Raw genomic sequence first — 14886 nt, 5'->3', positions numbered from 1 at the left:
TTTAAAAGGGGTTAGGTTCAGCGAGCGAATTTTTCTAAGTAGTTTATGATATCACTAGATTCATACATCCAAGTAACTGATTGATCTTCATTTACAATTTTTAGGCATGGTACTGTTCTTTTACCGCCCTCGCGAATAAGTTCATCACGGTAAGTTTCATTTTGATTGATATTACGTAGTTCAATATTCAAACCAAAACGTTTCATCGCACGGCGTGTTTTTACGCAAAATGGGCACGCAGGCAATTGATACAAACTTAAATGAGCGGTACTAGCATCAACTTCTTTTTGTAGCTGTATATCACGCTTAGGTGAACGCGGTGAAAATACGAAATTTAGCAATAAAATTAAACGGCCTATTGGCCAACGGATTAAAAACATATAACGGTCTACTCACTTATCAATAGGTTAAAATACGGTGCAATTACCACATTAGATCATCTGGAATTTGGAACTCTGCATATGGGTCATCTTCATCGCTTGCTTCCTCTACTTTAGTATTCTGTACTAAAATAACCTCGGCATCTAAACTAGCAACTTTTTCAGCGGTTTCCGCGGTAACGATATAACTTTTATCTTCAATACCACACAAAGCTAAACGGCCATTTACTAACGCTTTATGAGTAATATCATCAACAAATAATTTTTTAATTTTATTATTAAACGTATAGTTATATTCAGCTTCACCATTAACACCCGTAATTTGATGATGTTGCAATATTTGACTAATTCGCAATTGCTGTTCTTTTGCTGCTAAGGCTGCTTTCTTCTCATTGTTTAACGCTGTATCACGGGCAAGCTTTTCTTGCTTAGCCAGTTCAAGCTCAGTTTTCACTTGCTCTTGCATACTTGCATCAACGGCAACGCCGCTGCGCTTTTGTTTGTTTTTTTTGCGTTTATCACTATTAGCTTGTCGAGTTTTTTGCTTAGTTGTTAAACCCGCTTTTAACAATTGATCTTGTAACGAGGCCATTTATTTTCCTATGGTCATGCTATCGATAATGAGCGTATTTTATCAGTTCGATGAAAATATTACAGCCTTCATCGTATCTTGGCTTTAAAAGACAATAACTGCTTATTTATCTTCAATAAAAAAGCAGTATAAATAGCTGCTTTTTAAATTAAATTTACGTAAGTATTTATACTATATTGTATTGCTTCAACGGTAATTCTCTATATCGCTTACCTGTGGCATCAAATATTGCATTACAAATAGCTGGCGCTATTGGTGGCACTCCTGGCTCGCCAACGCCGCCTGGAGCGGCATCACTCTTAATGATTTCGACATGAGTCATTGGTGCATCGGCAAAGCGCGCAACTTGATAGCCATCAAAATTATTTTGCTCAATAACACCATTTTTCGCTGTTAGCTCACTATAAAATGTTAACGACAAGGCGAAAATTGCCGCTCCTTCCATTTGGGAACGAATCCTTTCAGGGTTAACCGCTAAACCACAGTCAACCGCCATCCAAACATCATGCACTTTTATTTTACCGTCACTGTCTTCAGAAACTTCAACCACACAAGCAACATAACTAACAAAACTACGATGCATAGCGATACCTAAGCCATGACCTTTCGGTAATTTTCTGCCCCAATCAGCCATATTACTGGCTTTATTAATGACAGCTTTCATACGTGCGGTATCAACCGGAAACTTCTCTAAAGTTTCACCATAGTTACCATATTTTGCATTTTCTTCCGCAAAATCTATTTTTCTATCCGCGCCAATTAACGATATTAAATGCTCTTTACTGTCGACACCCTTGGCACGCGCTAATTCATCAACAAATGACCCTGTCGCAAACGCATGGTTAATATTCGTTACTGAACGCATCCAGCCAATACGAGTATGCGCAGGTGCTTTGCCGGCTGCACAACTTACATTAGCAATTTCAAACGGCATATCAATTAAACCAAGATCTGCTTCAGAGCCTATCAAATCTGCACCTTTACTAAAGGTAGCACCAATAGGAGGCTCTGCGACATGATGCTGCCACGCACTAATGCGCCCGTTATTATCAATACCCGCAGTAAGCTTTTGATAACTTACTGCATGATAATAACCATTTTGGATTTCATCTTCACGAGTCCACAGAACTTTAACAGGTATATTTAACTGTTTCGCCAAAATTGCCGCTTCGGCAACAAAGTCAGGCTTAGATTTACGACCAAAACCGCCACCTAATAAAGTAACATTTATATTTATGTTTTCAGCGGTAACACCGGTAATTTGTGCCACCGTACCCTGAGAAGATTGAGGTGTTTGTGTACAAGCCCATATGTCAAAAATACCATCGTGATAATGAGCTGTAGCAGCTGGTGGTTCCATCGGTACATGAATAAGCTCAGGCACATAGTAAGAGGCTTTAATCACTTTTTTAGCCTCAGCTAAAGCTTGACTGGTATCACCTTTACTTCGAAGGACTTTAGCCGGATTATCACAACTTTTTGCTAATGCTTGTTTGTAAGTTTCACTCGTGTAGTTCTGATGCTCACTTTCATGCCATTGAATATTCAATGCTTCACGACCTTTAATGGCCGCCCAAGTATTAGTGGCAATAACGGCAACACCGCCTAATGGTTTAAATACAGCAGGCTCTTCTAATTCAGGCATTTGCACCACATCAATAACACCGCCGATAGCTTTGGCAGCCTTTTCATCAAATGATTTTACCTTTGCAGCCAAAACTGGCGGACGAGCAATAACGGCATAACGCATATTATCAAGCTCAACATCAAAGCCAAATGTGGTTGCGCCCGTTGCTATTTTTTTACCGTCAACTAAAGCAACGTCTGACTTGCCGATAAACTTGAAATCTTTACTAGGCTTTAATATTAACGTTGAAGCTTCTGGAACCGTCAAAGCACTAGCTGCTTTCACCAAACTGCCAAATGACAATTTTTGCCCTGACTTATCATGAATAATAAAATTATTATCGGCTCTGGTTTCACTTACATCGACTTGCCATTTTTCAGCCGCAGCTTGTTGCAACATCATGCGTGCAGAGGCGCCCGCTTCTCGTAAGGGTTGGTAAAAACGTCGTACCGAGCGTGAGCCGTCAGTGTTTTGACTACCGTACTTTTTATCCCCTAAGCCCTGAACAATGTCAATTTGCTGCCAATCTGCACCTAGTTCATCAGCAACTATCATTGGAATACTGGTCCGAATTCCTTGGCCCATTTCCGAGCGATGAACAACAATACTAACAATATTGTCGGCACCTATTTGCACATAAACATTAGGTGAGAATTTATCAGAGCCAGTAACACCGGCCAAAGCTTTAGGAATAGTTAACATCGACGGTAGCTGTACACCTAAAACTAATGCCGTTGAGCTAATGCCAAGCTTTTTTAAAAAGCTGCGACGGCTAACATTTTTAATATGTTTCATGCTTAGCTCCCTTTCACTTCTGTTGCTAGATCAGCAGCTAGATGTATTGCTTGTTTAATACGCTGGTAGGTTCCACAACGACAAATATTACCACTCATCGCCAGCTCTATATCTTTATCGTTAGGCGCTGAATTTCGCTCAAGTAGTGCCACAGCCGACATAATTTGACCCGATTGACAATAACCACATTGCGGAACATTCAAACTTTGCCACGCCTGCTGAACAGGGTGGTCTGCATGCTCTGATAACCCTTCAATTGTCGTCACCTTTTGTTTGCCAATGGCGGAAACAGGTGTGACACATGAACGAATAGGCTGGCCATCAACGTGAACAGTACATGCACCACATAAACCTTTACCGCAGCCATACTTAGTACCGGTATATTTTAAAACATCTCGCAGTGCCCACAATAATGGCATATCACCATCATCATTAAACTGATGACTTTTACCGTTTATGTTTAACGTGATCATACTGTTGTTTCCTTTTGAATTTGCTGATGGGTCTTCACTAATTATTTTGACCTACTCGCTTTATCTTATTATTTTATTTTTGATTATTAATAACTTTGTTCATTGCTGATAATTGCTCAGGTGTATCAATATCCGCAAAAGCATGGGCCATTGTCACCGGTAACAAATACCCCTTATATTTCTTTAATAGCGGTTTCGCCCCTTGTTGCCCAGTTAATTGACATAATTCTGAAAAATAACGAGCAGGAAAAATCACTGGTGGACCAATACTCGCTTTTAATTGGCCGCTATTGTTTTGTGAAACAATAATCGCGTCAGGGTTATTTAACCAATTAGTTTTGAGCTTAGTAAAGTCCGTTGACGCTATTTGCCACTGATCAACTAAGACGATCATTACCGCGTTAATATCAGTATTTAGTTCTTTTACACCTGCAGCGATTGACGATGCCATACCACTTTCCCAATCGCTATTAATAATAGTCGTGATTGGTAAATGGTCAATACATCGTTGCAGCTGCTCAGCCTGATACCCCAAAACACAATACACATTATTTGATACGGCTAATGCCTTCTCTAGCTGGGTAGCCACCAAACTTTTGTTGTTAATAGGCAATAATTGTTTCATTTGCCCAAGGCGTGACGACTGCCCTGCCGCTAGGACTATAATTGCCAAATTATCAGCTAAGGTCATATTATTAATCTATGTTTTGTTCGCTATCACCATCAAATATTTGTGGTTCTCGAAATAATTGCTGCAAACTTTTAATACCCGCAATGAAACGGTCAATATCCTCAAAACCATTATACAAGCCTAATGATACTCTTAAACTGGCGGGAATATTTAACTTTTGGTGCAGCGGCTCTGCACACTGCCGACCAGCACGCACGGCTATTTCACTATCATCTAAAAAGCTGGCAATGTCATGACAAGAAATATCTGACATGGTAAAGCTAAATATTGACGGGCATTGCACAACATCAGATACATTATTACTAACAAAGTCATTACTCGGCAAAAATATCAATGGTTTGATATAAGGCAAGTCATGCAGCTGATCAAATAAATAAGCACTTAAGGCATCAATATGTGCGGTTACTTCCGACCAAGTAATGTCATTTAAATAGTCAATCGCTTCAACTAAACCAACAATACCGGCGACATTATGTGAACCAGGTTCAAACTTTAAAGCACCATTAGTGTATATGGTTTCGGCGTAATTAACCGACTTAACAATTCCTGCCCCTAATTGAAATGGTGACATTTGTTCAAGGTATTTATTCTTGCCAACCAACACTCCACAGCCAGTAGCACCATAAATTTTGTGTGCAGAAAATAAATAAAAATCACAATCTAAGTCGGTAAAATTCACTGGCCCATAACGAACCCCCTGTGCGCCATCAACGAGTACTGGCACATTTTTTTGATGAGCAATGGCGCTAATGCTTTTTATTGGATTCACAACACCTAACACATTAGAAACATGGTTTACTGCAATTAAAACCGTATCACTATCAATCAGCTTTGCTAGAGCTGTAACATCTATCTGCCCTTGAGAGGTAATAGGGGCAACGCGTAAATTTGCACCAACACGTTGACACAAAGCTTGCCAAGGCAATAAGTTGGCATGGTGCTCTGCCGCACCAATAATAATATTACTGTGCTTGTTTAACCTAGCTTGTACAAAACTTGCAGCGACTAAGTTTATCGACTCGGTGCTACTGGCAGTAAAAACTACACTTTCATCAATACCTGCACCAACAAAATTGGCAACCTTTTCTCTTGCTTGCTCAACAAGCTCAGTTGCATTAGCACTAAGCTGATAAAGGCTTTTATGACTATTAGCATGGGAAAAACATTGATAATAATAAATAGCTTCAGCGACATGTTTAGGTGTTAAACATGTCGCAGCGCTATCTAAGTAGCATAAGTTTGGATGGGCATTTATCGAAAATATTGGAAAATCATGTTTCCACGGACTGATCATAGACATCAATATGCAACAAATTCAGCAGACTATTAAGCAAAATTAGCAAGCAGAAAATAAAACCGCAACGATTGAAATGTAAATAAAAATTAATAGCTAAGTAAGTCACTTAATATAAATTCTCCATTCAAAGTAAGAGAATTTTCAGGTACTCTAGTTTATCCATATTGTCGCTTACTAACTCCAAATGAAACATTCTAAAAATATTATCGTTGGCCTTATTTTTGTTTTAATTTTTATTATTGCAACCGTAGCGACATGGATCTATAGCCAAGTCGACAGTGCCTTACCTAAGTTAGAGGGTAAGCAAACAATATTTGGCTTATCCGCTAGTGCAATTGTCGAACGTGATAAAAACGGTATCGTCACAATAAAAGCGAAAAACCGTTTAGATACTGCAGTTGCGACGGGCTTTATACATGCCCAAGAGCGTTTTTTTCAAATGGATTTACTACGTCGAAATTCTGCCGGTGAACTAGCAAGTTTATTTGGTGAAGCGGCTATAGACTACGACAGTGATATTCGTCGCCATCGCTTTCGTGAGCGTGCCACCGCTATTATTAAGCAATTACCTAAATCGGATTTTGCCCTACTTAAAGCCTACACTCGTGGCGTTAATCAAGGTTTAAAATATTTAAAAGCACCACCATTTGAGTATTTATTACTTCAGCAAGCCCCTGTTGAATGGAAAGAAGAAGATACGATTTTAACCGTGTTAAGTATGTATATCGATTTACAGTATCAAGACGGTAAGCGAGAAAGAACATTAGGATTATTACATTCTGTACTTAGCCCAGAAGTATTTAACTTTTTAAACCCTAAAGGAAGCCAATGGGATGCCGCTATTGACGGCAGCCAGTATTCAGCATCACCATTACCTCAAGCACCTTGGCCAGCCGCAGCCGGTGAAAAACTAGCTGCATTAGCAAAGACCAAGCAGCTGATGACAAATAGTATCAATGTACTGCCTGATATTTTACACCGAGAAAAATCAGCACAAAGTGAAGAGTTTCCAGGTTCAAATAATTGGGCCGTTGGCGGTGCGATTAGTGCCACTGGTAGTGCTATTGTCGCAAACGATATGCATCTAGGCATTCGTGTACCTAATACGTGGTTTCGCGCTTCTTTTGAATATCTGTCAAAACAAAATAAAGCCGTCAAAGTTACTGGTGCAACATTGCCAGGAACGCCAAATATTATTGTTGGTAGTAATGGCCATATTGCGTGGGGGTTCACTAATAGCTACGGTGACTGGAGTGACGTTATCGTCTTAGAAACCAATGGGGATAACAGCCAATATTTAACCCCTAATGGATATCAGCCTTTTATCAAGCATAAACAAGTGATTGCGGTAAAAGGACAAGATTCAGTCGATATCACAGTAACAGACACAATTTGGGGCCCAGTAATAGGTGAAAATGCCCAAGGGCAATTACTCGTTTATCGATGGATCGCTCACGACAAGCAAGCCGTTAATATGGCGATGACTGAGCTCGAAACAGCCGACAGCGTTCAACAAGCTTTTACTATTGCAGCACGTGCTGGAATGCCTGCGCAAAATTTAATGGTTGGTGACAAGCAAGGCAATATTGGTTGGACCATCATGGGGCCAATACCTAAGCGCAGTAAAGCATTCGGGGAAATTCCAACATCATGGGCAAATGGTGAGCACAAATGGCAAGGATTATTACCTGCAAATGAATATCCTAAAGTCATAAACCCAGAAAATTCACGTTTATGGACCGCAAACTCACGAGTTATTGGCGGTGAAATGTTAGCAAAAGTTGGCAATGGTGGTTATGCGCTAGGGGCTCGGTCTTCACAAATCAAAACAAACCTAAACGCTAGAGGCTCATTTGATGAACAAGCCTTGCTCGATATTGCATTAGACGACAAAGCAAATTTTTTGCTGCGTTGGCAAGACTTTTTGCTAACTAAAGTCTTAACTCAAGACGTTATTGCCGAACGCAACGATTGGCAAGAGGCAAGAAATATATTAACTACAGAGCACCTGTACGCAAGCACTGACTCTGTTGCTTATCGCTTGGTACGCAATTTTCGATTAAATCTACGAGATCAATTGTTCGATATTTTTAATGAAAACATGACCAATTTAGATGAAAACTACAGCTTCCACACCATACGTCACCAAATAGAAACACCGTTGTGGCAATTAGTTAACCAGCAACCAGAAAACTTTCTGTGGCGTGGCCATGACTCTTGGTCTGCACTATTTGAAGAAACACTTGAATTAACACTTAATGAAATGACCGAATCGACCTCACTTGCCGATGCAACTTGGGGTAAGCAAAATATCAGTAAAATTCAACACCCGCTAAGCCGCGCAGTGCCTTTTATTGGTCACTGGTTGGATATGCCGGAAGTAGAATTAGCTGGCGATAGTTATATGCCAAGAGTACAAGGAAAGTCTTTTGGCGCATCGGAACGTATGGTGGTATCACCTGGGCATGAAGAGCGCGGCATATTTCATATGCCAACGAGTCAATCTGGCCATCCTTGGAGCCCTTATTATGGTGCAGGTCACGAAAACTGGGTTAAAGGCGAAGCTTCAAGCTTTTTGCCTGGTCCAGTAAAATACAAACTAACATTACTCAGTTATTAACTGCGTAAATTAAAACACAGGAACAACAATGACAACTTTGATTATTTGCCTATTTATTGCGGCACTTTTACCTTTCATAGCAAAAATACCAGTCGCTATCGCGATGCATAAATTGAATGGTTATAACAACAATCACCCTCGTGCTCAACAAGCTGAATTAACAGGTTTTGGTGCTCGAGCTTTAGCTGCTCATCAAAATGCTTTTGAGTCATTAGCCGTATTTGCACCCGCGATTTTGTTGGCCATTGCAACTCACAACACAGGTACTTTCATTGAACAGTTAGCCATTACTCACGTTGTTGCACGTGTTCTTTATAATATTACTTATTTGCTGAATATTAGTACCGTGCGTTCACTTATTTGGGCAGTTGGTACTATCAGCTCATTTACGATTATTTACCAGTGTATCTAAAAACCATTGAACCACGAGTGAATATTCGCTTAGCAGCCCTAATAGCAAGTTTTAATGCCTTTAACAAAATAGCTATAAAGAAACGGTTGAAGTCTTGCTTGAGGATGGCTAAAGTAAAGCTATGCAAAATATAAAACCTACTTCTTTCTTTTTCGCATTTTTTCTCTCAGTACTCTGAGTGCGTTTTAGGTTTTGGCATTTAATAAAAACCTCCCTTGGGAGGTTTTTTTAGTTCTAGTACTAGCAATAAATAAAATAAATAAGCACTAGACGAAAATGCAATTTTTGCAATGATTCAACTCATAACAATATAGTAGGAAAACGCGGTGAACGAAGCATTAGACTTAAATCAAATACGTGAAAAAATTACCCAGCTCGATCAGCAACTATTAAGCTTATTTGCGCAGCGCCGTGCCCTAACCTTAAATGTTGCCAAAAGCAAAGCACATCAAATACGCCCTGTACGTGACCAGCAACGCGAGCAAGAACTACTCATTCGCTTGATCACCCAAGGAAAAGAGCTAGGTTTAGATGCGCATTATGTTACTAGTGTTTTTCAAACCATTATTGAAGACTCAGTATTAAACCAGCAAGCCTACTTACAAACATTAGCAAATCCTAACATGCAAGAACCAGCTGTCAGCGTTGCATTCCTTGGTGACAAAGGTTCGTATAGCTATTTAGCAAGCCATCGTTACTTTTCTCGCCGAGCGGAAAAAATCATCGAAAATGGCTGTCAAAGTTTTGCGGAAATTATGCAGCAAGTGGAATCAGGCAGTGTTGACTATGGAATGCTGCCTATTGAGAATACCAGCTCTGGTAGTATCAACGAAGTGTATGACGTATTACAGCACACCAACTTATCCATTGTTGGTGAAATTACCCAGCCTATAGAGCACTGTTTATTAACAGCGGTTAATACCCAACTTAATAAAATTAAAACCATTTATGCTCACGGCCAACCTTTTGCACAATGCAGTAACTTCCTTGATAAACAAAATGATATTCGTATTGAATATTGTGAAAGCACTGCTGATGCCATGGCAAAAGTATATGAATTACAAGACGACAGCGTTGCAGTAATAGGTAGTGAAGAAGGTGGCAACTTATATCAATTGCACGCTTTAGAAAAATCTATTGCCAATCAAAGTGAGAACCACAGTCGTTTTATTCTAGTTGCTCGTAAACCTGTTGATGTTGCTGAACAAATTCCCGCTAAAACAACTTTAGTTATTGCGACAGGACAAAAACCTGGCGCATTGGTTGAGTGCTTGGTGGTATTGAAAAATAAAGGTATTAACATGTGTAAGCTTGAATCTCGACCGATTCAAGGACGTCCGTGGGAAGAAATGTTTTATATTGATGTTGAAGCAAATTTAAAGCATTTAGCATTACAAGAAGCTATTAGCCAAATTACAGAACAAACTAACTTCATTAAAGTTTTAGGCTGCTACCCTATTGAGCATATTAGCCCAACAAATGTTCCTAGTAGCGCCTTAGATTAGAATAAATCAAATATAGTTAGTGGCTATAAAAAGGGCTGATTAACAGCCCTTTTCTCTATTATCGACAAAACCTAAAGCAATTAACTTACCTTCTTCTTACGGCTTTTATAAACAACAAAGGCTACTATTAGTAACGCTAGGAAAAACATCCCTAAGGTTGAGCTACCTTGTTCCGCCTCAATATCTTCTGGGGATAAAATGACTTCGCTAGCGGTTTTAAGTTCATACACTTGATAAAAATCACCGTTAGCTTGACGTGCGATCAATTGTACGTTTTTACCTAGTAAAGGCTGAGATGTGCTTTCAGTGCAATAGTCTGCGCGAAAACTAACACTCAGATTGAAGGTTAACTTTGATTCTTTTAACGATAATGCCGCCGCACCTTTATAAGGGCAATGCAGTTGATGGATAACACCATTAAAAGCTTGTAAGTCAGTTAACTCAGCATAAGGTTTAGTTTCTATTGAGCTTTTAACACCAACAAATAGAAAGAAGCATGCTAATGCTAGTAATAAAATTTTTGCGTACTTATTCATATAATTTCAAGCCCGATTAAAATAAAAATGCTTTATGTCACAAGTAGAACAAATTACACCGCAAAGCACCTTATTTCAGATCATTATTCTGATTTATTCTCTAATTTTTCTTAATAATTGAGTGGCTGATATTAAAGAGTTAACTGCTTGCGACGTTTGGCACGGAAAATAGCGGCACTAAACGTCAAAACAAATAAACTTGGAATGGCTGCAAACATAATTGACGATAACATAAACTGAGCAATCAATAGTGTTAGCGTAATAAAGCATAATGTTGGCAACAATAGCCAAAAAGTATGATCACTAGCGCACAACTTAAAGGCTTTATGCATGAATATCAGTAAAAATAAGCTAACTAAAAAAGCACTAATTGCGGTGATAGAACCAGGATAGTAATCAAGAATAAAATCTGTATGAGGATGAAGCATACTTGGAACAGGAGCAATATTCCCTAAATGAACTAACCAAACCAAGGAACCCGCAATCAAGCAACCAAAATTAAAAGACCATAACTTCTTGTTAACCTCAAACACACCCATTCTCCAATTTTATTATTATTATTTTTCTCCTTTATATATCAAGCTCACTTTTTAATCAATACGTTCTTTTTTTGAGCTAAAAGTGAATTAATAATAATACTAGTGATGTCATTACGGGTTAAATAGGATTATTGCTTACGTAAATTAAAAATAAACTGTAATTTATAAACAATGACTTACAAGTAAACACCTTGTGGTTTTAGTAAAAAACAATTTAATTATATTTAAATAGATAAAAACCCATATAAACTAACGCTTGTATGGGTTTAATCTTCAAATAGAGTATAACTTTATGAATTATGTATCGTACTCTCTCAGCTATTCTTCCTTACTGACAATTGCTTGTTGTTGCTCTATTTCTTGAGCGATTGCCTGTGGCGAACCGGTATTACGACATAGCCAGTAATAGGCACCAGGTACAACAAATAAGGTGAATATACTTGCGAGGGAAACCCCTGCAAAAATTACTACACCGATTACCATACGGCTTTCAGCACCTGGGCCAACAGCTAAAACAAGCGGTATAGCACTAGTGACCGTGGTAAATGTTGTCATAACAATCGGCCTTAAACGCTGAGTTGCTGCCGATACTAATGCTTCCTCAAATGCGATTCCTTTATCACGCAATTGATTAGCAAACTCCACAATTAAAATACCATTTTTAGCCGCTAAGCCAATCAGCATAACAATACCAATTTGGCTGTAAATATTTAAACTCATACCCATTAGCTGCAGCCCAGCCAAAGCACCAACCAGGGCTAAAGGTACTGTTAACATAATAACAAACGGGTGAATAAAGCTTTCAAATTGCGCCGACAACACAAGATAGGTGATCACTAACGCTAGCGCAAAAATAAAGGCTATTGAATTACCAGACTCTTGTAACAACTGAGACTGCCCTTTATACGCCACTTGAGCTTCCTGCGGTAAGTGTTCCGCAACGGCTTTATTAAGGTAATCAAGCGCATCACCAAGTGGGTAACCAGCCGCAAGATTAGCGCTAATAGTAACGCTTCGTAGACGATTAAAACGGTTAAGCTGTGAAGAAGTAGCATTCTCTTCAATAGTGATCAAATTTGATAACGGCACTAAATCGTCACTAATATCTGAGCGCACAAAAATATTATCAATGTCGGTCGGATTAGAAAAGTCAGCTTTTTCACCCCGTACAACAACATAATATTCTTCACCGCGTTCAACAAAGTTGGTTACCCGACGTTGGCCTAACATTGTTTCTAATGTCCTACCGATATCACCGACAGTAACACCTAAATCAAAAGCTCGGTCATGATCAATTTTTACTAATAACTGTGGGTAGGTTTCTTTATAGTCGCTATCAATACTATGTAAGTTAGGGTTTTCTTGCGCTTTAGCAATAATAATATCACGCCACTTCGCTAATTCTTCATAAGTATTCCCCTGTAAAACAAAGGCAACTGGCGAGACAGAGCCGCCGCCACTTAAACCTCGTCGCATCATGGCAAATGCACGAACATCAGTAACTTGTGATAATTCCCCATTCATTTTTCTAATAAAATCAAAGGTATTTGTAACGCGTTCATCCCACGCCGGCATGCCAACAATGGCAATTCCACCTGAACCACCAAAACCGGGCACCCTGACGATTACTCTATCAAGCTCACCGCTGCGTTGATGTGTTAGCAATTTCTCTTCAATTTGCTGCATGTTTTTAACATTATTTTCATAACTTGCACCTTCAGCACCTCGCATCATCACAAAGAAATTCCCACGATCTTCTTTAGGTGTGTACTCAGACGGCAACTGCGTAAACAAACTATAAACAGCAAATAAAGATAAAATAACCACCGCAAAGATCATCAGTGGTTGATGAATACTAGTTTTCAGCGACCGTGCATAAGCCGCTTCTAGTTTAGCAAAACCTTTATCCAACATTTGGCCAAAAGAAGAGCTCCGCTCACGGTGCTTTAACATTTTTGAACACATCATTGGCGTCAGTGACAATGCGGTGATACTTGAGAAAACCACTGCTGCAGCTATCGCGATAGCAAACTCAGTAAACAATCGGCCAACATTACCCGATAAGAAAATTAATGGTACAAATACCGCCACTAAAACTAAAGTGGTTGCAATAACCGCAAAGGCCACTTCTCGGCCACCTTCATACGCTGCCATAAGTGGCGTTTGGCCATTCTCTATCCGTCGATAAATATTTTCTAAAACCACGATGGCGTCATCGACTACTAAACCAATTGCCAGCACTAAAGCTAACAAGGTTAATAAATTAATTGAAAAACCTAGCCATGATAACACCATCATAGAACCGACAAGTGCTACAGGCACGGTAACAGCTGGAATTAATGTCGCGCTGACATTGCCTAAAAATAAAAAGATCACCAACACCACCATGATCATGGCAATACCCAGCGTGTTATATACTTCGTCAATTGAACCTTGAATGAAAACGGAGGAGTCATAACTATTTGTTATTGTGGTACCAAGCGGTAAACCACCACGTATTGACATCATTTCCTTACGCGCAGCTTTTACCACCTCAAGGGTATTGGCTTTGGATTGTTTAATAATCCCCAAGCCAACCATATTCTTACCATTACCTCGGAACATGTTTTCTTCATCTTCTGCGGTCATGGCGACTTTAGCAACATCACCTAGATATACGAGTGATTTATCATCGTTACGCGCAATCACCATAGTGGCAAAGTCATCTTCGGTTAAATAACTACGCTCAACACGGATAGAAAAATCACGATCTATTGACTCAACTTTACCGGCAGGTAATTCGACATTTTCTGCGCGCAAGGTTTGTTCAATATCGCTTACTGTAACTCCACGAGCAGCCATCGCTTTACGGTTAAGTAAAACTTTCATGGCATATGTTCTACCACCGCCAACACGAACACGAGCAACCCCATCTACTACCGAAAAGCGATCAACAATATAACGTTCGGCATAATCGGTTAACTGCAAAGTTGACATGGTATCGCTTTGCAGAACAAACCAAACAATGGCACTTTCATCATCATTGGCTTTAAATACTTCTGGCGGATCAGCTTGTTCTGGTAAATTATTTAACGCCCGTGAAATACGGTCACGAACATCATTAGTTGCGGAGTCAATATCACGATCGAGCTCAAACTCAATAGAAATATTAGAACGTCCCACTCGGCTATTCGAATTGATTGACTTAACACCTTCAATACCACTGATACGATCTTCTAATAATTGAGTAATTTTACTTTCGACAATAGCTGCGGAAGCGCCAGGATAAGAGGTATTAATACTAACTACAGGCGGGTCAATATCAGGGTATTCCCGCAGTGGCAAAGTCATAAAAGCAACTATACCGAAAGTGATCAACAGTAAATTTATAACGGTAGCAAATACCGGACGTTTGACAGAAATATCAGATAGAATCACGC

11 protein-coding genes and 1 pseudogene are annotated in these 14886 nt (G+C 39.4%); 3 read left to right on the top strand and 9 right to left on the bottom strand.

Annotated features, from left to right (window positions below):
* Window positions 1-17: 17 nt before the first annotated feature.
* The 6 genes from AC27E9_RS03435 to AC27E9_RS03410 all read right to left on the bottom strand — a co-directional run bounded on the left by AC27E9_RS03435 (window position 18) and on the right by AC27E9_RS03410 (window position 5852).
* Entirely contained in the window at window positions 18-380 is a 363-nt protein-coding gene (locus AC27E9_RS03435) for a glutaredoxin family protein (protein WP_487127270.1), read from the bottom strand.
* Between the two features lie 43 nt (window positions 381-423).
* Window positions 424-972, bottom strand: coding sequence for a DUF2058 domain-containing protein (locus AC27E9_RS03430; protein WP_487127268.1), 549 nt, complete (start codon window positions 970-972; stop codon window positions 424-426).
* 166 nt (window positions 973-1138) lie between these two features.
* Window positions 1139-3394 (bottom strand): xanthine dehydrogenase family protein molybdopterin-binding subunit, encoded by a 2256-nt coding sequence (locus AC27E9_RS03425; RefSeq protein ID WP_487127267.1) that lies wholly within the window; start codon window positions 3392-3394, stop codon window positions 1139-1141.
* 2 nt (window positions 3395-3396) lie between these two features.
* Window positions 3397-3867, bottom strand: a complete 471-nt coding sequence (locus AC27E9_RS03420) for a (2Fe-2S)-binding protein (protein WP_487127266.1) — start codon at window positions 3865-3867, stop codon at window positions 3397-3399.
* 73 nt (window positions 3868-3940) lie between these two features.
* A complete protein-coding gene (locus AC27E9_RS03415; protein WP_487127264.1) occupies window positions 3941-4540 on the bottom strand; it encodes a nucleotidyltransferase family protein in 600 nt (199 codons plus the stop codon).
* A gap of 22 nt (window positions 4541-4562) precedes the next feature.
* Window positions 4563-5852, bottom strand: coding sequence for an aminotransferase class V-fold PLP-dependent enzyme (locus AC27E9_RS03410; RefSeq protein ID WP_487127262.1), 1290 nt, complete (start codon window positions 5850-5852; stop codon window positions 4563-4565).
* A gap of 187 nt (window positions 5853-6039) precedes the next feature.
* Here AC27E9_RS03410 and AC27E9_RS03405 point away from each other — a divergent pair, with 187 nt between their 5' ends.
* From AC27E9_RS03405 to pheA, 3 genes and pseudogenes are all read left to right on the top strand, one after another.
* Window positions 6040-8475, top strand: a complete 2436-nt coding sequence (locus AC27E9_RS03405; RefSeq protein ID WP_487127260.1) for a penicillin acylase family protein — start codon at window positions 6040-6042, stop codon at window positions 8473-8475.
* 28 nt (window positions 8476-8503) lie between these two features.
* Window positions 8504-8887: an MAPEG family protein gene (locus AC27E9_RS03400; RefSeq protein ID WP_487127258.1), complete on the top strand. Its 384-nt coding sequence runs from the start codon at window positions 8504-8506 to the stop codon at window positions 8885-8887.
* 326 nt (window positions 8888-9213) lie between these two features.
* Window positions 9214-10386 (top strand): annotated as a pseudogene (gene pheA, locus AC27E9_RS03395) (prephenate dehydratase); the annotation flags it as partial.
* An 86-nt stretch (window positions 10387-10472) separates the two neighbouring features.
* On the opposite strand, the gene AC27E9_RS03390 reads toward pheA, so the two are convergent.
* The 3 genes from AC27E9_RS03390 to AC27E9_RS03380 all read right to left on the bottom strand — a co-directional run bounded on the left by AC27E9_RS03390 (window position 10473) and on the right by AC27E9_RS03380 (window position 14884).
* Window positions 10473-10928 carry a hypothetical protein gene (locus AC27E9_RS03390; RefSeq protein WP_487127256.1) on the bottom strand — a complete coding sequence of 152 codons (456 nt, stop codon included), beginning with the start codon at window positions 10926-10928 and terminating at the stop codon, window positions 10473-10475.
* 131 nt (window positions 10929-11059) lie between these two features.
* Window positions 11060-11461 carry a hypothetical protein gene (locus tag AC27E9_RS03385; RefSeq protein WP_487127254.1) on the bottom strand — a complete coding sequence of 134 codons (402 nt, stop codon included), beginning with the start codon at window positions 11459-11461 and terminating at the stop codon, window positions 11060-11062.
* Window positions 11462-11785: 324 nt separating this feature from the next.
* Entirely contained in the window at window positions 11786-14884 is a 3099-nt protein-coding gene (locus AC27E9_RS03380; RefSeq protein ID WP_487127252.1) for an efflux RND transporter permease subunit, read from the bottom strand.
* Window positions 14885-14886 lie beyond the last annotated feature (2 nt).

Source organism: Colwellia meonggei (genome assembly GCF_057537295.1).
The sequence above is the reverse complement of the archived record's forward strand: the minus strand, read 5'-3'. Positions and strand labels throughout refer to the sequence as shown.

Excerpts from the sequence above, each read along its gene's own strand:
- AC27E9_RS03405 (WP_487127260.1), top strand. The coding sequence starts at position 6,040 with ATGAAACATTCTAAAAATATTATCGTTGGCCTTATTTTTGTTTTAATT.
- AC27E9_RS03400 (WP_487127258.1), top strand. The coding sequence starts at position 8,504 with ATGACAACTTTGATTATTTGCCTATTTATTGCGGCACTTTTACCTTTC.
- AC27E9_RS03425 (WP_487127267.1), bottom strand. The coding sequence starts at position 3,394 with ATGAAACATATTAAAAATGTTAGCCGTCGCAGCTTTTTAAAAAAGCTT.
- AC27E9_RS03410 (WP_487127262.1), bottom strand. The coding sequence starts at position 5,852 with ATGATCAGTCCGTGGAAACATGATTTTCCAATATTTTCGATAAATGCC.
- AC27E9_RS03430 (WP_487127268.1), bottom strand. The coding sequence starts at position 972 with ATGGCCTCGTTACAAGATCAATTGTTAAAAGCGGGTTTAACAACTAAG.
- AC27E9_RS03390 (WP_487127256.1), bottom strand. The coding sequence starts at position 10,928 with ATGAATAAGTACGCAAAAATTTTATTACTAGCATTAGCATGCTTCTTT.
- AC27E9_RS03420 (WP_487127266.1), bottom strand. The coding sequence starts at position 3,867 with ATGATCACGTTAAACATAAACGGTAAAAGTCATCAGTTTAATGATGAT.
- AC27E9_RS03435 (WP_487127270.1), bottom strand. The coding sequence starts at position 380 with ATGTTTTTAATCCGTTGGCCAATAGGCCGTTTAATTTTATTGCTAAAT.